Genomic DNA, 21,425 nt, shown 5'->3' on the forward strand with positions numbered 1-21,425 from the left:
CGGTGTGATCCGGGTGCGTTTGCAGAGTCCACGGTAACGGCTTTCGCGCGCGGGCCGGAGCCGGAGTCCGCGCGCCCTCGCCGCGGGCCGCTAGTCGACGGAGCGCAGCATGCTCTCCATGGACCTGACCCGCACGTTCAGCTCGGTGAGCTGGTTGCGCACGGCGTCGGCCTCGGACCGGGCGGTGTCCAGGGCCTGGCGGTAGGCCTCCATCGCCGCCGCGTACTCGCGGTCGCGCTCGCGGCTGCGCTGCGTCTGGAAGTGCGCGACGGAGACGATCGCTCCGGCGAGTATCAGGAAGAAGGCGATCGGGATGATCGCGTCGCTCATGGGGGCGTCTCCTCGGGTGAGTGCTGTCCGGCCTCGCTCGCCCCGTCCTGCCGGGCCGCGGCAAGAATCGTATCCACGTTCAACCGCACGTCAAACGGCGCGAGTTCGAAGTACTTGAGGGCCTTGCCGTCGTCGGAGAGCTCCAGCCTGCCGAACACGAGGTCCGCCTTCTCCAGGCGCTCCAGGTGCATGTAGAGCAGGGGCCGGGAGACGCCCAGGCGCCGTGCCAGCTCGCTGACGTACATGGGGCCCGTGGCGAGCTCCTTGATGATCCGGATCCGCTGCGCGTGGCCCACCGCCGAGAGGAAGGCAAGCAGCTCCTCGCTGTTCATGGCCCGCCTCTGTGCCGTCCCGATACCTGTCAGCCAAGGCTTACGCACGCCGTGAAGCACTGTCAAACCCTCCGTCGACCCGGAGTTTCCCGCCGGATCTGACAGTTGACGTACTCATCCTTCACCTGTCAGTCTGCGCTTACACATCACATGTAAGTCAGTTCTTACACATGAAGCACGGCTATTCATGGGGGTCGGAGATGGGGATACGAGGGTCGGGCGGGGAGCGGCGGTCGGTGACCGTGCGGGTGGCGCGCTGGAGCGCGCTGCATCCGTGGCGGGCGATCGTCGGCTGGTTCGTCTTCGTGGCGCTGTGCCTCGTCGCGGGCAGCGCGGCCGGGATGAACAGCGCGGCCTCGGAGGACTTCCGGGTCGGCGAGGCCGGGCGCGCCGAGGCCATGGCCTCCGAGGGCGACCTGCAGATCAAGTCGCTGGAGCAGATCCTGATCAGCGGCAGGGCCGGGAAGCCGGACGAGGCCGCGGCCGACGCCGCCGTACGGGACGTCACCCGGCGGATGAAGCAGCTGCCCGAGGTCGACGAGGTGGGCGCGCCCGTCCGCTCCGCGAACGGCGAGGTCATCCGCGTACCCGTGACACTCAACGGCCCGGAGCAGGAGGCGCGGGAGATCGTCGTCCCGCTCCAGGAGCTCACCGAGAAGATCAAGAAGGCCCATCCGGGCGTGGTGATCGAGGAGACCGGCGCCGCGTCCGTGAGCAAGGGCGTCGACGACCAGCGGGACGAGGACCTCGCGTTCTCCGAGGCGATCACGCTGCCCATCACGCTGATCACGCTGGCCCTGGTGTTCGGCTCGCTGCTGATGGTCGGCGTACCGCTGCTGCTCGCCGTCACCTCGATCGCGGCGACCATGGGCCTGGCGATGCTGGCCTCGCACCTGCTGCCCGACACCGGCGTCGGGCTGAGCATGATCCTGCTCATCGGCATGGCCGTCGGCGTCGACTACACGCTCTTCTACCTCAAGCGCGAGCGCGAGGAGCGGGCCCGCGCGGGCGGCAGGCTCTCCTCCGAGGCGCTCGTCGAGGCCGCCGCCGCGACGGCGGGGCGCGCGATCGTGGTCTCCGGGCTCGCCGTCATCGTCTCCACCGCGGCCCTGTTCCTGGCCGACGACGTCATCTTCGACTCGCTCGCCACCGGCACCATCCTGGTCGTGGCGGTCGCCGTGGCCAGCTCGGTCTCCGTGCTGCCCGCGATGCTGGTCAAGCTGGGGCAGCGGGCCGAACGCCGGGCGGCCCGGCGCCGGGCCGAGGGCAAGCGCGTGCGGCTCCACGAGGAGCGGACGCCGGGCCGGTTCTGGAACGCCCTGCTCGCGCCCGCCCGCAAGCGCCCCGCACTCACCCTGGGGCTCGCGGTCCTGGCCCTGGTCGGCCTCGCCCTTCCCGCGCTCGACCTGAAGCTGAAGGACCCGGCCCGCGACAGCTTCTCGCGCGAGATCCCGGCGATGCAGGGGTACGACCGGCTGCTCGCCGCCTTCCCCGACGAGCGCCTGCGCTTCCAGGTCGTCGCCCGCTCCGCGCCCGAACGGTCGGACGACGTCGTACGCGCCCTGCGCGCCCTGGACCGCGAGGCCGCGGCCGACCCGCTCTTCGCCCGCCACGACACGCCGCGGATCAGGACGTCCGCGGACGGCCGCATCAGCACCCTGGACCTCGGCGCCCGGCACGCCACGTACGCGGACGAGGCCGTGCGGACCCTGGACCACCTCCGCGACGACTACCTGCCCGCCACCGTCGGCAAGCTGCACGGCGTCGAGACGGCCGTCAGCGGCGACGTGCCCCGCGGCGTCGACTACGTGGCCCACCAGAACGAGAAGCTGCCGCTGGTCCTCGGCGCGCTGCTCCTGCTGACGTTCGCCATGACCGTGTACGCCTTCCGGTCCGTCGTGCTCGGCCTGCTCGGCATCGTGCTCAACCTGCTGTCGGCCGCGTCCGCGCTCGGACTGCTCGTCCTCGTCTTCCAGGGCGAGTGGGCGGAGGGCCTGCTGTCGTTCGAGTCACTGCACGGCATCTCCTCGCGCGTGCCGCTGTTCCTCTTCGTGATCCTCTTCGGGCTCTCGATGGACTACCAGGTGTTCGTGGTCAGCCGGATCCGCGAGGCGGCGCTGAACGGCGTGCCCACCCGCAAGGCCGTCATCGACGGCATCGCCTCCTCGGCGAAGGTCGTCACCAGCGCGGCGATCGTCATGGTCACCGTCTTCGCCAGCTTCGTGATGCTGCACATCCTGGAGATGAAGCAGATGGGCTTCGTGCTCGCGGTGGCGGTCCTGGTCGACGCCTTCGTGATCCGCGTCATGATCCTGCCGGCGGCGCTCCTCCTGCTCGGCCGCGCCACGTGGTGGCCCTCCAAGGCGGTGCGGCGCGCCGAGGAGCGACTGACCCGCGGTTACGTTCCGCAGCCGGCCCCGGGCGCGGAGCCGCTGGTCACCGGGGTCGGGACGACGCCCGGACGGTGAGCGGGCGCGCCTCGGTCAGCGGTGGGTGGCCCGTCCGGTCCCGTGGGACCGGACGGGCCACCCACCCGTCGCTTGAACATCTCTTTAACCTTTTCCCCAGGAGGTCTTGACAAGTCGGGGGTACTGGGTGGGCGACACGCTGACGGAGCGCTTACGATCCTCTGCGTGTCCAAACTGACCGACGTGCCCAAACGGATCCTCATCGGGCGCGCACTGCGCAGCGACCGGCTGGGAGAAACGCTCCTGCCGAAGCGCATCGCCCTCCCCGTGTTCGCATCCGACCCGCTCTCCTCCGTCGCGTACGCGCCCGGCGAGGTGCTGCTCGTCCTGTCGATCGCGGGCGCGTCGGCGTACCACTACAGCCCCTGGATCGCCGTCGCGGTCGTCGTGCTGATGTTCACCGTCGTGGCGTCGTACCGGCAGAACGTGCACGCGTACCCGAGCGGCGGCGGCGACTACGAGGTCGCCAACACCAACCTCGGCCCCAAGGCGGGTCTGACCGTCGCGAGCGCCCTGCTCGTCGACTACGTCCTGACCGTCGCCGTGTCCATCTCCTCCGGCATCGAGAACCTGGGCTCCGCGGTCCCCTTCGTGGTCGAGCACAAGGTGCTCTGCGCGGTCGCCGTCATCGTGCTGCTCACGCTGATGAACCTGCGCGGCGTGAAGGAGTCCGGCAAGCTCTTCGCGATCCCGACGTACGTCTTCGTCGTCGGCGTCTTCCTCATGATCGCCTGGGGCGCCTTCCGCGGCTTCGTCCTCGACGACACCATGAAGGCCCCGACCGCCGACTTCGAGATCAAGGCCGAGCACCAGGGCATCGCGGGCTTCGCCCTCGTCTTCCTGCTGCTGCGCGCCTTCTCCTCCGGCTGTGCCGCGCTCACCGGCGTCGAGGCGATCAGCAACGGCGTGCCCGCCTTCCGCAAGCCCAAGTCGAAGAACGCCGCGACGACGCTCGCGCTCATGGGCGCCCTCGCCGTCACCATGTTCTGCGGCATCATCGGCCTGGCCATGGCGACCAACGTCCACATGGCCGAGAAGCCCGCCAAGGACCTCCTGGAGAACGGCGTCCCCGTCGGCGGCGACTACGTCCAGAACCCGGTGATCTCCCAGGTCGCCGAGGCCGTCTTCGGCAACGGCAGCTTCCTGTTCATCGTGCTCGCCGCGGCCACCGCCCTCGTGCTCTTCCTCGCCGCGAACACCGCGTACAACGGCTTCCCGCTGCTCGGCTCGATCCTCGCGCAGGACCGCTATCTGCCGCGCCAGCTGCACACCCGCGGCGACCGCCTCGCGTTCTCCAACGGCATCGTGCTCCTCGCGGGCGCCGCCGCCCTCCTCGTCTGGGTCTACGGCGCGGACTCCACCCGCCTGATCCAGCTCTACATCGTCGGCGTCTTCGTCTCCTTCACGCTCAGCCAGATCGGCATGGTCCGGCACTGGAACCGCCATCTGTCCACGGAGCAGGACCCGGGCAAGCGCCGCCACATGGTCCGCTCCCGCGCGATCAACACCTTCGGCGCCTTCTTCACGGGCCTGGTCCTGATCGTCGTCCTCGTCACCAAGTTCACGCACGGCGCCTGGGTCGCGCTGCTCGGCATGGTCATCTTCTACGCGACCATGTCCGCGATCCGCCGCCACTACGACCGGGTCGCCGAGGAGATCGCCGCCCCCGAGGGCCCGACCGACGACAGCGTGCGCCCCTCCCGGGTGCACTCCATCGTCCTCGTCTCCAAGATCCACAAGCCGACGCTGCGCGCCCTCGCGTACGCCAAGCTGATGCGCACGGACACCCTGGAGGCGCTGAGCGTCAACGTCGACCCGGCGGAGATCAAGGCCCTGCGCGCCGAGTGGGAACGGCGCGGCATCTCCGTGCCCCTGAAGGTCCTCGACTCGCCGTACCGCGAGATCACCCGCCCGATCATCGAGTACGTGAAGTCGCTGCGCCGCGAGAGCCCGCGCGACGCGGTGAGCGTGATCATCCCCGAGTACGTGGTGGGCCACTGGTACGAACACCTCCTCCACAACCAGAGCGCCCTGCGCCTCAAGGGCCGCCTGCTCTTCACCCCCGGCGTGATGGTCACCTCCGTCCCCTACCAGCTGGAGTCTTCCGAGGCCGCGAAGAAGCGGGCCCGCAGGCGCCAGGAGTGGAACGCGCCGGGGTCGGTACGGCGGGGGCCGGTGGAGAAGCGGGCGAAGGAGAAGAGCGGCAAGGGCTGAGCGGGCCCCTGGCGGGGCTCCTGCGCGGCCCGGGGCCCCTGCGCAGCCCGGGGTTCCTGGGCGGCCCGGGTACGCCTTCCGTGTGCCTGAGTGAGCGGCCGGACGACACCCACGTAGACTGGTGGGCTGTTGTCCGGCCGCTCATCCTTTGACGTTGTGGAGTCACCCCGCCATGCAGGCAGAACCGAAGAATTCACTGGTGGGGGAGGAGTACGAGGTCGAGGTCGGCCCCGTCGCCCACGGCGGCCACTGCATCGCCCGTACGGCCGAGGGCCGCGTCCTCTTCGTGCGCCACACCCTGCCCGGCGAGAAGGTCGTCGCGCGTGTCACGGAGGGCGACGAGTCCTCCCGCTTCCTGCGCGCGGACGCGGTGACGGTCCTCGAACCGTCCAAGGACCGCGTGACGGCCCCCTGCCCCTACTCCGGCCCCGGTCGCTGCGGCGGCTGCGACTGGCAGCACGCCAAGCCGGGCGCGCAGCGCCGCCTCAAGGGCGAGGTCATCGCCGAGCAGCTGAAGCGGCTCGCGGGCCTGACGCCCGAGGAGGCGGGCTGGGACGGCACGGTGATGCCCGCGGAGGGCGACAAGCTCCCGGCGGGCGAGGTCCCGCAGTGGCGCACCCGCGTCCAGTACGCGGTGGACGCCGAGTCCGGCCGGGCGGGCCTGCGCCGCCACCGCTCGCACGAGGTCGAGCCGGTCGACCACTGCATGATCGCGGCGGCGGGCATCAGCGACCTCGGCATCGAGCAGCGCGGCTGGGCGGGCATGGAGTCGGTCGAGGCCATCGCGGCGACGGGCTCCCAGGACCGCCAGGTCATCCTCACCCCGCGGCCCGGGGCCCGCCTGCCCATCGTGGAGCTCGACCAGCCGGTCTCGGTCATGCGGGTCGGCGAGAAGGACGGCGGGGTCCACCGCGTCCACGGCCGCCCCTTCGTCCGCGAGCGCGCGGACGGCCGCACGTACCGCGTCGGCAGCGGCGGCTTCTGGCAGGTCCACCCGAAGGCCGCGGACACGCTGGTGACGGCGGTCATGCAGGGCCTCCTCCCGCGCAAGGGCGAGACGGCCCTCGACCTGTACTGCGGCGTGGGCCTCTTCGCGGGCGCCATCGCCGACCGCGTCGGCGACGAGGGCGCCGTCCTCGGCATCGAGTCCTCAAAGCGCGCCGTCGAGGACGCCCGCCACAACCTCGCCGCCTTCGACCGCGTCCGCATCGAACAGGGCAAGGTCGAATCGGTCCTCCCGCGCACGGGCATCACCGAGGTCGACGTCATCGTCCTGGACCCGCCCCGCGCGGGCGCCGGCAAGACCACGGTCCACCACCTGGCGGGCCTGGGCGCCCGCCGCATCGCCTACGTGGCCTGCGATCCGGCTGCGCTGGCCCGGGACTTGGGGTACTTCCGGGAGGGCGGGTACCGGGTGCGGATGCTTCGGGCGTTCGATCTTTTCCCGATGACTCATCATGTGGAGTGCGTGGCGATTCTTGAGCCGGTGGAGAGGCGTCGCTGAGCTGTCGGCGGCCTTCGTCCGGGCTCGTTCCCATCGGGTTCCGGGCGGGCTGGTCCGTGTCGTCCGTCGCCCCGGTGGCCACCAGCGTGGCCCTTGGAGCTGCGAGGTACGCTCGGACGCATCGTCAACGCGGCCCGACGGGCTTCCGGCTCCATCTCGGTGGAGCCTCGAAGGACACGCCCCTACCCGCGCGAGTCACTTCGTGCTGCCTAGGGGAAGTCCTTGCTGTTCCGCGCGTCCGCGAAGACGGTCGCCGTCATGGCGCTCGACACGTCGCTCTACCACCACCTCGCCGAGCAGTTCTTCCACGCGCGCGGCTACCGGCCAGGTACCTCGGAGGTGCGTTCCTGGGAGCGGAGCCTTCCGGCGTTGACCGCCGTGCTCAACGACGCGGGGCTGGGCGACGTCGAGGTCATGGTCGAGTACACGCTGCCCCTGAACAGCAAGCGTGCCGATGTGGTGCTCGCCGGAGTCCATCCGGTGTCGGGCGAGCCGTCCTACGTCGTCGTGGAGCTCAAACAGTGGAGCCAGGCCGAGCCCGATGAGGACGACCTCGCCCTGTGTCGCGTCGACGCCTACGCGCACCCCGTGCTCAACCCCATCGAGCAGGTGCGGCGCTACCGCGAGTACCTCGTCGACTTCAACGGTGCGTTGGCCGAGCACCCCGGCCGCGTCAGCGGCGTGGCGTTCCTCCACAACGCCACGGAGTTCGGTGTCGGGGCTCTGCGCGCGAGGGAACGGGACGACCACGGTCAGCTGTTCACCGCCGAGCGGCGCGGGGAGTTCATCGACCACCTCCGTGCCAGGCTCAGCCCTGATCACTCAGGTGCTCACGCGGCCGATGAACTGCTGGCGGGCAGGACCGCCCCGTCGAAGCAGTTGATGACGGTAGCGGCCCAAGAAGTGCGGGAGCGAGCGGAGTTCGTCCTCCTGGACGAGCAGCAGGTCGCGTACCGGCTGGTGCTCAACGCCGTGCGCAGGGCCAAACGGTCCGACCACAAGGAAGTCGTGATCGTCACCGGTGGGCCCGGCACCGGCAAGAGCGTCATCGCGCTCTCCTTGCTCGGTGAGCTGTACCGGCAGGGCGTTTCCGCACTGCACGCCACCGGCTCACAGTCGTTCACCAAGACGATGCGGAAGGTCGCGGGCGCGCGCAAGCGGCAGGTGCAGGAGCTGTTCAAGTACTTCAACAGCTTCATGGCGACGGAGAAGAACAGCCTCGACGTCCTGCTGTGCGACGAGGCCCACCGCATCCGTGAGACCTCGGCCAACCGCTACACGCCCGCGGCCCACCGCACCGGCCGGCGGCAGATCGACGAACTCATCGACGCCGCCCGGGTCCCCGTCTTCCTCCTGGACGAGCACCAGGTGGTGCGCCCCGGTGAGATGGGTACCGTGGACGAGATCAGGGCGGCCGCGGCGGCGAAGGGTCTGGACTGCCATGTCGTCCCGCTGGAGAGCCAGTTCCGCTGCGGCGGCAGCGACGCGTACCTGCGGTGGGTCGTACGACTGCTGGGCCTGGAGCCCGGCGGCCCGGTGGAGTGGGAGCCCGACGACCGCATGAGCCTGCTGGTCGCGGAGAGCCCGGGGGAGATGGAAGCGTTCCTCCAGGCCCGCCGTGCCGGGAACTACAGTGCACGGGTGTCCGCCGGCTACTGCTGGCGCTGGTCCCCGGAGCCCAAGCCCGGTGAACCGCTGCCCGCCGACGTCGTCATCGGTGACTGGGCCCGGCCCTGGAACCTGCGAGGTGACCGCTCTGTCGCCGGGGCGCCCCCGGCCGCGCTCTGGGCCACCGACCCCGCGGGCTTCGGACAGGTCGGCTGCGTCTACACGGCCCAGGGGTTCGAGTACGACTGGTCCGGCGTCATCATCGGCCCCGACCTGGTCTGGCGGGGAGATCGCTGGGTGACGGACCGCACGGCGTCCAAGGACCCGGTTTTCAAGAGGTCCACGCCCGACGCCGATGTGGACCGTCTCATCCGTAACACGTACAAGGTGCTGCTGACCCGCGGAATGATCGGCACGATCGTGTACTCGACCGACGCGCAGACGCAGGAGAAGCTGCGGGAGCTGGCGTGCGCCGGGCTGGCGTACGACTCCGCCGCGGACGGCCGCTCCGAGGTGCGTGGCACCGCGCCGACTCGGTCGTGAACCTGTAGGCGCCCAGGGCGTTGAGAGCGTGATCCGGCCACGACGTCGGCCGTTCGAGCCGTGAGTGACAGATGCCGCTTCGTGGAGAGCGGCGGTGTTCTTATGATCGCCGGTACCGGTTGCGGCCCGACGGGCTTCCCCACGAGGACACGCCCCCACCCGCACGAGTCACTCGTGCCCTGGGGGGAACCATCTCGTGTCCATGCTCCTGCTGAAACTGGCGGCGCAGGATCTGCTCGCTCTGGACGCGAGGCGCCGCATGGTGTCGCACCTCGCCGCCAGATGGCGGCACTTCCGAGGGGCTGACGCCTCACTGACGGAGAGTTCCGCATGGGCGGAGAGCCTGGTCAGTCTCGCGAACGACCTGGTCGCCGCCGGACGCGGCAACGTAGAGATGATCGTCGAGTGCGCCGCCACGGTCGACGAGGCCGACCGGTCAGGTGCTCCCCGGCTCATCGATGTCGTTCTCGTGGGGCATCATCCGCAGGAACACCGACTGTCCGTGCAGCTCGTCGAGTTGAAACGGTGGTCCCTGGTGACCCGGGTGGAGCGGGCCACCGCGGAGGTGGTGCACGTTCCGGGGATGGGCACGAAGAAGCATCCCGCCCTGCAACTGCGTGAGTACTACGAGGCTTTCACCAGCGACAGGGGACCGTTCAGCGGGCTCGCGTTCGAATGCGGAGGCTTCGCCTACCTGCACAACGCCACGGACGACTCCGTACGGCCACTGATCGACATCGACGCGCCGACCGGCCCCTGTGCCCGCGTGTACACGAACGACGGGCGCGAGCGGCTCCTGGCCTCGCTCCGTGAGAGCTTCGCCGAAGAGGGCAGCGCCTCGGCCGCGGAGCTCCTCCTGCAGAGGATGGGTCTGCGCAACACGCCGCTGCTCGACGCCATGATCCGGTCACGCGGTGACGACAGCGTGTTCACGCTGAGGGGGCGCCAGAGGGAGGCCGCCGAGCAGATCCTGGACACGGCGTGCAAGGTGCTTCCCGACCCTGAGCGCCCCGCTCTCGTGCCCGATGAGAGACGTGTGGTCTTCCTGGTGACCGGCGGGGCCGGAACCGGCAAGAGCGCCATCGGACTCCAGGTCAAGGCGGAGCTGGAGGCGCAGGGCCGGTCGGTCAAGTACGCCAGCGGCAGCCGGGCGTTCAACAGCGCGATCCAGGAGCACGTGGGCTACGGGGACCGGGAGTTCAAGGAGACGTTCACCTACTTCCACAGCTTCGTGACGACCCCCGAACCGCCGCTGGACGTGCTGATCTGCGATGAGGCGCACCGTCTTCGCGACCGCTCGACCAGCCGGTTCTGGAAGCCCGAGAAGCAGGGCACACGACCGCAGGTGGACGAGCTCCTCGACGCGTCCCGGCTGACGGTCTTCTTCCTGGACGAGGACCAGACCGTACGGCCGAACGAGGTCGGCACGGTCGGCCTGATCGAGGAGGCGGCGCGGCGGCACGATGCCCGGCTCGTGCGGTACGGCCTTCGGGAGCAGTTCCGGTGCGGCGGCAGCGACGCCTACATCGGCTGGGTGCGCGCCGCGCTCGGGGTCACAGATGAGCCGCCGGAGCAGTGGGCACCGGACGGGCTCATGCACGTCGAGGTGGCGGACACCCCCGAGGAACTCGAACGCGTCATTCGTACCGAAGCACGGGCGGGCGCGTCCGCCCGTATGGTCGCGGGCTACTGCTGGCCCTGGACGAAGCCGCTCGGCGAGGAGAAGCGGCTGGAGGCCGACGTGCGCATCGGCGGCTGGCACCGGCCGTGGAACGCGGACAGCGAGAGCTTCTGTGCGGACGGCGCGCCCCCGTCGAAGATCTGGTCCGTGCACGAGAACGGCATCGACCAGATTGGCTGTGTGTACACGGCGCAAGGGCTGGAGTGGGACTGGTGCGGCGTGATCATGGGCGAGGACATGGTGTGGCGTGACGGCCGGTGGCTGTTCCGCCGGGGCAAGGCGGGCGAGGGCCCGGACCGAAGGATCAAGCGCGTCGGCACACCGGGTTCGTTCGACCCGAAGGTGAGGGCGTCGAGCGTCGACGACGACGAGTTCGCCCGGCTCGTGCGCCATGCCTACCACGTGCTGATGACCCGGGCGAGCCGTGCGACGGTGCTGTACTCCACGGATGAGGAAACGCGCGCCTATCTGAAGGGACGCGTCGGTGAGGTCGAGTTCCACGGGCTGCGTCCCACCTGGGAGAACCTGCCGCAGGAGGCCCGGATACCGCATCAGCCCCGACCGCGAAGAGGCAGGCGTCCCCGCCGGAACCGCAACGTGTCGGGGGCGCAAGGACCTGAGATGCGACTGTTCTGACCGGCGCTGTGCGCGGTGACGCGGAGTGGCGGGCTCTCCGGGCCCGCCACCTGCCTGGGTCAGAAGACCAGGCGCGCTGCCGCGACGAGGCACGCCACCATGAGGTTGGTGACGACACCTACGGCGACGTCGGCCAGGATCTCGCGAAACCGGTGACGACGTGCAGGCTTGTACTCAACGGGGTTCATGCGGCAACCACTCCTCGGGATGAGCTGGGAATGGCAGGGATCGCCCTACCGGGCATCCGCACTCACACCATGTGAGACACATGGTGGAAACCACTCGACAGCCGACCGGGCAGAGGCACCTGAACACCGCTGTCGTACCCTCCGGGAAGGTGCGCAGCGTCAACAACAGTAGTACACGCCCGAGTTGGGGGAAGGCTGCGGGGCGTCCTCAGGCCCCCGCCCCCGGATTCCCGCGCAAGTGGGCCAGTACCGCGAGCACCCTGCGGTTGCCCTCCGTCGGGTCCAGGGAGAGCTTCGTGAAGATGTTGCTGGCGTGTTTGACGACTGAGGCCTCGGTGACCGTGAGGCGGGTGGCGATGGTCTGGTTGTTGAGGCCCTGGGCCATCAGGGAGAGGACTTCTCGTTCGCGGGGGGTGAGGCGGGTCAGGGGTTCGGTGCGGCGGGAGAGGAGGACGCGGACGACCTCGGGGTCGATGACCGTTTCGCCCGCGGCGACCCGGCGCAGGGTGGTGAGGAAGTCCGCGACCTCGCCGACCCGGTCCTTGAGGAGGTAGCCGAGGCCCGTAAGGCCCGCGCCGTCGCCGGTCAGGAGCTGGGTCGCGTAGGCCGTGGCGACGTACTGGGAGAGGACGAGGACGGGGAGCCGGCCGTGGCGGGCGCGGAGGTCGAGGGCCGCTTTGAGGCCCTCGTCGCGGAAGTCGGGGGGCATGCGGACGTCCGTGATGACGACGTCCGGGCGCTCGGTCTCGACCGCGCGGGTCAGGGACGGGGCGTCGCCCACCGCCGCGACCACCTCGTGGCCGCCGCGCGTGAGCAGTTCCACGAGTCCGGCGCGCAGCAGTACGGCGTCCTCGGCGAGGACTACGCGGAGCACGGTACCTCCACTGTCAGTCGGGTCGGTCCGCCGACGGGGCTGGACACCGTCAGGCGTCCGCGCAGGATCGCCAGGCGGTCGGCCAGGCCGGTCAGGCCCGTGCCGCGGGCGGGGTCCGCGTCGCCCCGGCCGTTGTCGGTGATCGTCAGCGTAAGGCGTTCCTTCCGAAGGCGGCCGCGCACCTGTACTTCCGTGGCCCCGCTGTGTTTCGCCGCGTTCGTGAGGGCTTCCGTGATGGTGAAGTACGCCGTCGTCTCCACGGCGTCGGGCAGGCGGTGCGGCAGGTCGATGTCGACCGTCACGGGTATCGGGTGCCGCAGCGCGACCTCCGTGACCGCCGCGGCCAGGCCGTGGTCCGTGAGGACCTGCGGGTGGATGCCCCGCACCAGGTCACGCAGCTGGTCGAGGGCGTGGCGGGCCTCGCCCCTGCCGCGCGCGAGGAGTGCGGCCGCCGCCGGGTTGCCGTCGCCCAGCTCCATCTCGGCGAGGCCGAGCGTCATGGTCAGGGCGACGAGCTGCTGTTGCGCGCCGTCGTGCAGGTCCCGTTCGATACGGCGGCGCTCCGCCTCGAAGGCGTCCACCAGGCGTGCCCGGGAGCGGGTGAGTTCGACGACGTGCCGGGTGAGCGGTTCCTCGCGAGGGGCCAGGAGGAAGTGCGCCGTGCGTGTCTGTACGCCCGCAAGGAGCCCCGCCGCGTACGCGGCCAGGGCCAGGAACAGGAGTCCCGCGGCGGTGAACGGCAGGCCGGCCGGCGGGTGCGGGACCGCCTGCCCCGGGATGATCATCACCGTGTCCGGTGCCAGGGCCCAGACGATGACCGGGCACGTGACGAGTACGAGCGCGAAGAGCAGCAGCAGGGCCACGCCGAGGCCCGCGGCCGAGAAGACCAGGGCCAGCAGCCATGCGTAGCCGAGCTCCCGCCACGTCGCCCGCTCCCCGCACCGCGTCCGCAGCCGCGCGCGGAGCCCGGCGCCCTTGAGGGGGCGGTGCGGGTCGCGCAGCGGTGTCGGTTCGACCAGGCGGAGGCGGCGGCGCTCCAGGCGTCCCAGGGGGATGCCGGACAGCGCGGCCGCCGTCAGGAGGACCAGGCCGATCCCCACGGCGGACGTCAGCAGCCCTCCGGCTACGAGCACCAGCATGACGAGCAGCACCGCGAGCCCCAGCGGCACGCCCCCGCACACGTACGCCCAGCACCGCAGCGGCCAGGAGGAGAGGAGGAAGCGGTGGGGTGGGTGGTGGCGCATCACCGTCCATACGGTGACGGGTGCCGGTCCTGGTGCCGGTGCGGACTCCTCGGCCGTCCGGTCGTCCTGCGGGTGCCCCGGCATCGGTGCCCTCCCGCCGAATGTCGCCTTCCGCGATCACGCCTCGTGATCGGGAAAAGCCTAGGCGGGCGTCAGGCGGCCCGGGGAGTGGGCCTTCCGGTGTGCTCAGGGGTGGGTTTTCCCTACCCTCACGACCTTCGCGCCCGGCGCCCTCCGGCCTCCACGCCCGGCGCGTGCCCGCGCCCCGCCCCCCGCACCCGTGCGTCCCCGCGTCTGCCGCCCACCGCGAGCCGCGGCCACACCACAAGGAGCACCGGCAGCGCCAAGTAGCCGAACCGGCCCGCCGGTGCCAGGAGGAACGCCGTGCACAGGCCCGCCGCGAGGCGGTCGGCCGCGGCCACGGCGGTGGCGGGCGGGCGCAGGACGAGCGTCGCCGCGACCGCGGCTCCGCCGCACAGGAGCAGGGCCACGGCCGCGTACCAGCCGAGCGGGCCGAGGTCGGCGAGCAGGCGGCCGGGCAGGGGGCTCGCCGCGGGGGTGGGGACGTCACCGCGTCCGGTGGGGAAGGCGAGGACCTGGCGGACCATGGGGCCGGGCGTGAGCAGCGCGCTCGGCAGGGCGACGGCCACCGCCCCGGCGACCGCGGTGCCCGCGCAGCGCAGCGCGGCCCGGGTTCCCGACACGTTGCCGAGCAGTGCCGCGGCGACCGCCACCGCGGGCCACGCCGTCCACTTGAGCGCGCACGCGGCGGCGAGGGCGAGGCCCGCCGCCACCGGCCTGTCGCGCGCGGCGAGCGCGAGCCCGAGGCAGCACAGGCCCGCGAGCGGCAGGTCCACTCCGCTCACGCACAGCGGCAGGGCGACGACGGGGGAGGCGAGCAGGGCGGCCAGGCCGGTGCGGTACGCGGCCCGGGGCGTGTGGGCCGTCCCCGGCCGCGCGGCCAGGCACGCGAAACCCGCCCGCAGGCACACCAGGAACACCCCCGCGCACCACAGCCGCGCGTCCCCGAGGACCCGCAGCGGCAGCGTGGCGTCGCCGAACAGGGCCCGGGGCAGCCCGAACAGCGCCATCCCGGGCAGGTAGGGGGTGTACTCGCCGACGGTCCGGGGGTCGGTCAGATACGGGCTCGCCCGGTGGACGAGCAGGACGCCCGAGCGCTCGATCACCCCGACCTCGCTCTGTCCATGGCCGGTCAGGAGGAACAGCGCCAGCGGTACGACGACGGCGCCCGCGACCGCGCACCCCAGCGACAGCGCGCGGGCCCGGGGCCGGGGCAGCCACCACGCGGCGAGCGCGGCACCGGCGTATCCGGCCGCAGCGGAGAGCCCCCACGCGCGGTGCGTCGCCAGCGTGGAGACGAGGGGGAAGGCCAGGGCCCACGCGGCGGCGGCCAGCCAGCCCGCGACCCAGACGGCGCGGCGGGGCAGGGCGCCCGGCCACGTACGCGTACGTGGATCCGTGGCTCGCGGCGGGGGAGTCGTCGTCCTGTCGATCAGCACCCGTCCATTGCAGCCGCGCGGTACGGGTGCGGTCATGACAGGTAGATCGACACTTTGTGGTCGGGTTTTCCCGACCGCCCCGACCGCCCCGACCGCCCCGACCGCCCCGACCGCCCCGACCGCCCCGACCGCCCGACCGCCCCGACCGCGGGGGCGGAGGGGGGTGACGCCCGGCGGCGCCACCCCCCTTCCGGCCGTGCCGGATCAGGCCGCGTCCAGGGCCTCGATCAGGTTGGCGCGGGCCCGGGCCACGCGGGAGCGGACCGTGCCGACGGGGCAGCCGATGGCCGCGGCGGCCTCCGCGTACGGCTGCTGGAGGAGCTGGGTGAGGACGAACGCCTCGCGCCGCTCGGCCGGTATGCCCGCGAGGAGTTCGGCGAGCGCGATGCCGTCGTCGAAGCCGGGCAGGCCGCGCGGCTGGGCCTGCTCGGCGGCGGTCTGCCAGTCGTCGCGGTCGGAGAGCCGGGGCCGGGCGGCCGCGTGCCGCAGGCTGTCCACGACGGTGCGCCGCGCGATGGAGAGCAGCCAGGTCCGCGCCGAGGAACGGCCCTCGAACCGGTGCAGGCTGCCGAGCGCCCGCAGGAACGTGTCCTGCGCGAGGTCGTCGGCGGCCTGCGGGTCGGCGCTCAGGTGCGCCACGTAGCGCAGTACGTCGCGGTGCAGGGCCCGTACGAAACGGTCGACGGCCTCCTGGTCGCCGTCGCGCGCGGCGAGCGCGAGCCGCGTGACGGGTTCGTCGGCGGCGTCGGTGCGGCGGCCCGTCGGTCGACGGGGCTGGCCTTTCGGGATTTTTCGGGCAGGTGGGGTCGCCAGGGCAGCAGTCATCGCCTGTGGTCCTTACGGGTGTCCGGAAACCGGAGGTGCAGCATCCGGAGTGCGGAGTTTCGGGATCCGGCCGCGACGGCGCGCGGCCGGTGAGGGGTGTCGTACGGCCCGGTGCCGCCGGGTGGGGCGGTGCGGGCCGATGCCCGGTGCGCGGACGACGAGGGGCGGCGCGGCGCCGGGCGGCGCCGGGCCGGGGCCGCCGTCGTGGCGGGCCGGGGTACCGGCTGTCAGCTGACAGCGATCCCGAGGGGTGGGCCCCGTGAGGTGATGGCGTGGACGAGGAGCAGCCGCCGCAGCCGCCGCGCGCGGTGGTCGCGGCGCGGGCGCAGGCGCGGCCGGTGCGCGGGCGGCGGCAGCCGGAAGGCGAGCCGCAGCGGCGCCACCAGCCAGCCCGCCACGGCCCGGCCGATGCGGAACGCGGCGCGCTCGCCGTACGCGAGCCACAGGCCGCACAGCAGGGCGGCGATCAGGTGCGCGGCGAGCATCCCCAGCGGCGACATGCCGCCCATGTCGTGCCCGGCGTGCATGCCGGACATCGTGTCGGACATCGCGCCCGACATCGTGTCGCCGTGGCCCTCCGCGGAGGTCATGTGCGTCATGTCGTGCGCGCCGGGCGAGGGGACGGCCGTCTCCTGCATGCCCATCGAGTGCCGGGTGTGCCCGGCGGCCTCGTGCAACCGGTCCGCGAGTCCCGCGTCGGTCACGGCGCGGAGCGCGTCCGCCTCCGACATGCTTCCCATGCCGTCCGCCCCGCAGAGCAGATGGCGGGCCCACTGCTGGGCGAGGGACGCCCCGCCGGACGCCGAGGACTGGGCCGCGGCCTGCGCGAGCGAGAACCAGGTGTGCAGCGCGGCCTGCGCCACGACGGACGCGGCGGTCACCACGAGGACGCCGCGCTCACGCCCGGCCAGGAGCCAGGCCCCCGCGAACGTCGCGGCGCCCGCGCCCGGCAGCGCCCACCACGGCAGCGGGGACGCCGACATGAGGGCGTGGCCGGTGGCCGCGAGCAGCACACAGGCGGCCGCGAACACCGCGGCCCGTATCGCGCGACAGCTTCGGCCCCCAGACATGGCGGCCTCATCTTTGCATCCGCCCGGCGCGGCCAGCGGGCGGGTCCGGAATGTTCCGCACGGGGCCGTCGTGTGGCGCGGGTCACTCGGGGTGCCGGGAACCGGCGCGGGCGCGCGGCCGACTCCTGGTCGGCCGACTCCGATCGGCCGACCGTCGAGCAGGGGAGCGGCCGCGTGGCGAGAGAGCACGGAGATGCGGCGGCGGGGGCCGGGGGCGGGGCCGCCGCGTCGCGTACGCCCGCCGTCGGCGAGGCCGGGGCCGGGGCTGGGGCCGTGGCCGGGGGCGGCGAGGCTACGCAGGCGCGGGACGGTGGCGGTGCCCGGGCGCGGGGCGTGCCGACCGCGCTGCTCACCTGCGCCATGGCCTTCTCGATGCTCCAGCTCTTCCTGCTCGGCGCGCTCGGGCCGCGCCTGGTGGACGACCTCGACGTCTCGCCGACCACGCTCGGCCTGACCACGACGATCGGCTTCGGCACCGCCGCCGTCCTGTCGCCCGTCGGCGGCCGCGTCGTCGACCGGGTGGGACCGCGCCGCGCGCTGGCCGCGCTGCTCCTGCTCTCGGCGGTGGCCCTCGCGCTGATCGGCGCGGCGCCCGGCGCGGGCTTCCTGCTCGCCGCGGTCGCGCTCGGCGGCCTGCCGCAGGCCCTTGCCAACCCGGCCACGAACAAGGCGATCCTGGCGTCCGTGGAGCCCGCGCGGCGCGGCGCGGTGACCGGTATGAAGCAGTCGGGCGTCCAACTGGGGGCGTTCGCGGCGGGCCTGCCCCTGGCGGGGCTCGCCGGGTGGCTCGGCTGGCGCGCGGCGGTGTGGACGGCGGCGGGCGCGGCGGTGCTGACGGCGGCGTGGGCGCTGCGGGCGCTGCCCGCGACTGCGCCTGGGGGAGGCGGGCCTCGGCGGTCCGCGGGGCCTGCGCCTGCGGGGCCTGCGGCAGGCGGGCCTCAGCGGCCTGCCGGTGCCGCGCCGTCTCAGGCCGCCGGGGCCGCGCCTTCCCTGGCGGGTGAGGCCGCCCCGCCCAGGACGGGTGAGGCCGCCCCGCCCAGGACCGGTGGGGCCGAGTCTCCCCGGACCGGCGGGGCCGCTTCGGCGCAGCCGGGCGGCGCCATCGCCTGGCTCGCGGCCTTCTCGTTGCTGCTCGGCTGCGGCATCGCCTCGGTCAACACCTACCTCGCGCTGTACGGGGCGGACCGCCTCGACCTGCCGCCGGCGGCCGCCGCCGCGCTGGTGGCGGTGCTCGGCGTGGCCGGGATCGGCGGGCGCGTGGCCTGGTCGCGGGCGGCGACTCCCGGCCGGGCGCCCTGGCTGCCGGGGTGGCTCGCGGCGGGGGCGGTCGGCGCGGCGCTGCTGCTCCTCGCCGCGGCGGCGGTGGGCCCGCTGGTGTGGCTCGCGGCGGTCGCCGTCGGGGTGTTCGCGGTGTCGGCCAACGCGGTCTCCATGGTCCTCGTCATGCAGCGCGCCGCGCCCGGCCGCGCGGGCCAGGACTCGGCCCTCGTCTCCGCGGGCTTCTTCGCGGGCTTCGCCCTGGGCCCGCCCCTCTTCGGCGTCCTCGCGGACGCGGGCCGCTACGGCTGGGGCTGGGCCCTGGTCGCGGCGGAGTTCGCCGGGGCGTGCGCGGTGGGCCTGACGTGGGCGGTACGGGAGCGGGGCGCGCGGCGCCGGGCGGGGGAGGCCTGACGTGCGCGGACCCGAGGAGCCCCCCGCCTGGGCCGGTCCCGCCCTGCGCGCCGTGCTCGACCGGGCCGCCGTGACCCGGGCGGAGGTCGGCGCCCGCTTCCCGCTGTTCGCCGACCCCGCAACCGGTACGTGGACGACGACCCGGCGCGGCGCCTGGACCGGCGGCTTCTGGGCGGGCCTGCTGTGGCTCCGCGCCCGCTCCACGGGCACGGCGGAGGACCGCGACGCCGCGGCGGAGTGCACGGCCCGGCTCGCCCACTGGCTCCACGCGGACACGGCGACGCGCGGCCTGATCCTCTGGTACGGCACGGCTTCGGCGGGGCCTGCCCCTCCGGCGCCGGGCCCCGCCTGGCAGGACGGCACCGCCGCTGCCGCGCACGGGGAGGGCGCCGCGGGGCCGGGCCCGGCCGCCGCGCCGGATCGCCCCGCCGCTGCCGCGGGGGACCGCGCTCACGGGTCGCGCCCCGCTGCCGCTCCGGATCGCTCCGCCGCCCCCCGCGCGGACGCCGCCGCCCCGCCCGACCGCCCCGCCGGTCCACGCCCCGCCGGTCCACGCCCCGCCCCCGCCCCGAACCCCACCACCCCCGCCGCCCGAGCCGCCCCGCAGGCCGAGCGCCCCGCCGTGGCGGGCCACGGCCCCGGGTCCGGCCGGGCCTTCGCCTCGCCGGAGTCCGCCCCTGCCGACGGAGCCCCCGTCGACGCTGCCGCGCTGCGCGCCGAAGCCGCCCGGGTCTGTCTCGACGCCCTCGACCCCGGCCTGGGCCTCGTCCCCTGGGGCGCGGCCTTCGGAGGGCCGAGGCTCGTGGCGCGGGCCGATGCCGTGCCCGGGCTCGTGCCGCTGCTCGCCGCGGCGGGGCCGCGCGGGGCGGAGGCCGCCGCCGCGCATCTGCACCGGCACCTGGACCTGTGCCGGGCCGGAGCCATGGCCTGGCGGTACGTGCCGGGCGGCGGCTGGTGCCCGCTCGCCGAACCGGCGCCCGGCTGGAGCCGGGGCCGCGCCTGGCTGCTGCTCGCGGTCGCGGACGCGCTGGCGCGCGCGGACAGCGAGGTCTGGCGCCCTGACCGGCTGCGCCGGGCGGCGACGTGGCTCGGCGCGGCCCCGGCTCCGGGGGAACCTCTCGTGCCGCCCGCCGACACCGCCGAGCCGGGCGGCCTCCTCGACACCTCCGCCGCCGCGATCACCGCCGTCGCGCTGCTCAAGCTCGCCGCGCTGCCCGGCGCCGACGCCGGGCAGCTCACGCGGCGCGCGACCGCCGTCCTGCACCGCCTGGTGACGGCGCACCTGAGGGACGGGATGCTGCTCGACGGCTGCTACGACGCCGCCACCGGCACCGCCGAGCGGCACGAACTGGTCTGGGGCGACTACTTCCTGGCCCTCGGCCTCGCCGTCCTCACCGGCCTCGTCCACCCCGGCGACGTGTAGACGTAGCCAGGCGTCACGGGCGTAGCTACGCGTAGGCGTCCACGACGCGGCGCGCCACCGACGTGACGTGCAGCTCGTCCGGGCCGTCGAGGATCCGCGCCGCGCGTGCCGTGCGAAGGAGCGCGGGCAGCGGCGTGTCGGGACCGAGCCCGGCGGCGCCGTGGACCTGGATCGCCGCGTCCACGACCTGGTGCAGGGCACGGGCCGCGGCGACCTTCGCGAGGCCCACCTCGACGTGCGCGTCCTCGCCCGCGGCGAGCCGCGCGACCGCCTCGTGGACCAGCGGCCGCGTCGTCCGCAGCGCGAGCAGGGACTCGAAGACGTGCTGCTGCACGAGTTGGTGGGTGTGCAGCGGGCCGCGGGCGCCGCCGCGCGTGGCGGCGCGCCGGGCCAGCAGGTCGAAGGCCCGCTGGGCCTGCCCGAGCCAGCGCAGGCTCCGCAGCGTACGGCCGAGCTGGAGCCGTTCGGCGGCGACGGCGAGGCCCTCGCCGCGCTCGCCGACGAGGTGGTCACCGGGCACGCGGACCTCGTCGAGGGCGATCTCCCACTGGCCGCTCGCGCCGAGCACGGGCAGCTCGCGCACGACGCGGAAGCCGGGCGAGCGCGTCGGCACGACGAACAGGGACAGGCCGTGCCGGTCCCGCGGTGCGCCGTCGGTGCGGGCGAGCACGGTCACCAGGTCCGCGCCCGCCGCCCCGGACGTGAACCACTTGCGGCCGCTGACCACCCAGTCCCCGTCGGCCCGCCGCACCGCCGTGGTCGCGGTCAGGAACGGGTCGGTGCCGGGGCTCTCCGGTTCGGTCATCGCGTAGCAGGCGCGCAGCCCGCCCGCGACGAGCCCGGGGAGGTACGCGGCCCGGACGCGGTCGCCGCCGTGCCGCAGCAGCATCCGTACGTCGAGCAGCGGCGCGGAGCCGAGTGCGGCGGGCCCGTGGTCGCTGGCGCCCTCCGCCTCCGCGTGGCGCGCGTACGCGCTCAAGTCGAGGCCCTGGCCGCCCAGTTCGGCGGGCAGCGGCAGTGCCCAGAGGCCCGCGTCCCGGGCCAGGGTCCGCAGCGCGCGCAGCGCCTCGTCGGCCTCGGGCCCGCCCGCGTCCAGGACGCCCTCACGGGGCATGACGTGCTCCCGTACGAACGCCCCGACGCGCTCGCCGAGCCCCGGGGCCGCCCTGTCCGGCTCGTCGGACTCCCTCGACACCTTTGACTCCGTCAGCTCCGTCAACTCTGCCACCGACGTCTCCGTTTCCTTTCCCTCGCCGGGAACCCGCGGGCCCGGGCGCCCGACTGACTCTCCATG

At 73.6% G+C, this 21,425-nt stretch carries 16 protein-coding genes; 7 read left to right on the forward strand and 9 right to left on the reverse strand.

All coding sequences use genetic code 11. The features are described 5' to 3' along the window. Positions 1-90: 90 nt before the first annotated feature. Together MQV74_RS30365 and MQV74_RS30370 are read right to left on the reverse strand one after the other, a co-directional pair. Positions 91-330 (reverse strand): hypothetical protein, encoded by a 240-nt coding sequence (locus MQV74_RS30365; RefSeq protein ID WP_242724786.1) that lies wholly within the window; start codon positions 328-330, stop codon positions 91-93. Continuing rightward, on the reverse strand, positions 327-662 hold the full coding sequence (locus MQV74_RS30370) for an ArsR/SmtB family transcription factor (protein WP_242724788.1): 336 nt from the start codon (positions 660-662) through the stop codon (positions 327-329). The genes MQV74_RS30365 and MQV74_RS30370 overlap by 4 nt, the downstream gene beginning before the upstream one ends. Positions 663-862: 200 nt before the next feature. Between MQV74_RS30370 and MQV74_RS30375 the strand changes: the two genes are divergently transcribed. From MQV74_RS30375 to MQV74_RS30395, 5 genes are all read left to right on the forward strand, one after another. After that, positions 863-3,130 (forward strand): MMPL family transporter, encoded by a 2,268-nt coding sequence (locus MQV74_RS30375; RefSeq protein ID WP_242724790.1) that lies wholly within the window; start codon positions 863-865, stop codon positions 3,128-3,130. A 165-nt stretch (positions 3,131-3,295) separates the two neighbouring features. Further along, positions 3,296-5,344 (forward strand): APC family permease, encoded by a 2,049-nt coding sequence (locus MQV74_RS30380; RefSeq protein ID WP_242724792.1) that lies wholly within the window; start codon positions 3,296-3,298, stop codon positions 5,342-5,344. 172 nt (positions 5,345-5,516) lie between these two features. Further along, positions 5,517-6,848 (forward strand): class I SAM-dependent RNA methyltransferase, encoded by a 1,332-nt coding sequence (locus tag MQV74_RS30385; RefSeq protein WP_242724794.1) that lies wholly within the window; start codon positions 5,517-5,519, stop codon positions 6,846-6,848. 222 nt (positions 6,849-7,070) lie between these two features. Further along, entirely contained in the window at positions 7,071-8,999 is a 1,929-nt protein-coding gene (locus MQV74_RS30390) for a DUF2075 domain-containing protein (protein ID WP_242724796.1), read from the forward strand. A 202-nt stretch (positions 9,000-9,201) separates the two neighbouring features. Next, positions 9,202-11,316, forward strand: a complete 2,115-nt coding sequence (locus tag MQV74_RS30395) for a DUF2075 domain-containing protein (RefSeq protein ID WP_242729236.1) — start codon at positions 9,202-9,204, stop codon at positions 11,314-11,316. A gap of 59 nt (positions 11,317-11,375) precedes the next feature. Here the strand turns inward: MQV74_RS30395 and MQV74_RS30400 are convergent, their stop codons facing one another. The 6 genes from MQV74_RS30400 to MQV74_RS30425 all read right to left on the reverse strand — a co-directional run bounded on the left by MQV74_RS30400 (position 11,376) and on the right by MQV74_RS30425 (position 17,037). Continuing rightward, positions 11,376-11,504, reverse strand: a complete 129-nt coding sequence (locus MQV74_RS30400; RefSeq protein ID WP_242724799.1) for a DUF6408 family protein — start codon at positions 11,502-11,504, stop codon at positions 11,376-11,378. Positions 11,505-11,712: 208 nt separating this feature from the next. After that, positions 11,713-12,378 carry a response regulator transcription factor gene (locus MQV74_RS30405; RefSeq protein WP_242724801.1) on the reverse strand — a complete coding sequence of 222 codons (666 nt, stop codon included), beginning with the start codon at positions 12,376-12,378 and terminating at the stop codon, positions 11,713-11,715. Then, positions 12,366-13,622: a sensor histidine kinase gene (locus MQV74_RS30410; RefSeq protein WP_242729237.1), complete on the reverse strand. Its 1,257-nt coding sequence runs from the start codon at positions 13,620-13,622 to the stop codon at positions 12,366-12,368. Before MQV74_RS30410 ends, MQV74_RS30405 begins: the two co-directional genes overlap by 13 nt. Positions 13,623-13,831: 209 nt before the next feature. Next, positions 13,832-15,178 carry a glycosyltransferase 87 family protein gene (locus tag MQV74_RS30415; protein WP_242724803.1) on the reverse strand — a complete coding sequence of 449 codons (1,347 nt, stop codon included), beginning with the start codon at positions 15,176-15,178 and terminating at the stop codon, positions 13,832-13,834. A gap of 168 nt (positions 15,179-15,346) precedes the next feature. Beyond that, complete coding sequence (locus tag MQV74_RS30420; RefSeq protein ID WP_242724812.1) at positions 15,347-15,967, reverse strand: sigma-70 family RNA polymerase sigma factor; 621 nt, start codon at positions 15,965-15,967, stop codon at positions 15,347-15,349. Positions 15,968-16,194: 227 nt separating this feature from the next. Beyond that, a complete protein-coding gene (locus tag MQV74_RS30425) occupies positions 16,195-17,037 on the reverse strand; it encodes a hypothetical protein (RefSeq protein WP_242724814.1) in 843 nt (280 codons plus the stop codon). Positions 17,038-17,397: 360 nt separating this feature from the next. On the opposite strand from MQV74_RS30425, the gene MQV74_RS30430 reads away from it, so the two are divergent. Further along, entirely contained in the window at positions 17,398-18,708 is a 1,311-nt protein-coding gene (locus MQV74_RS30430; RefSeq protein WP_242729238.1) for an MFS transporter, read from the forward strand. A gap of 1 nt (position 18,709) precedes the next feature. Next, positions 18,710-20,131 carry a sugar ABC transporter permease gene (locus MQV74_RS30435; protein ID WP_242724816.1) on the forward strand — a complete coding sequence of 474 codons (1,422 nt, stop codon included), beginning with the start codon at positions 18,710-18,712 and terminating at the stop codon, positions 20,129-20,131. Between the two features lie 25 nt (positions 20,132-20,156). On the opposite strand, the gene MQV74_RS30440 is transcribed toward MQV74_RS30435, so the two are convergent. Then, on the reverse strand, positions 20,157-21,326 hold the full coding sequence (locus MQV74_RS30440) for an acyl-CoA dehydrogenase family protein (protein WP_242729239.1): 1,170 nt from the start codon (positions 21,324-21,326) through the stop codon (positions 20,157-20,159). Positions 21,327-21,425: the final 99 nt, after the last annotated feature.

This window comes from Streptomyces sp. AN091965, from assembly GCF_022698285.1.
In the GTDB taxonomy this organism is placed as follows: Bacteria; Actinomycetota; Actinomycetes; order Streptomycetales; family Streptomycetaceae; genus Streptomyces.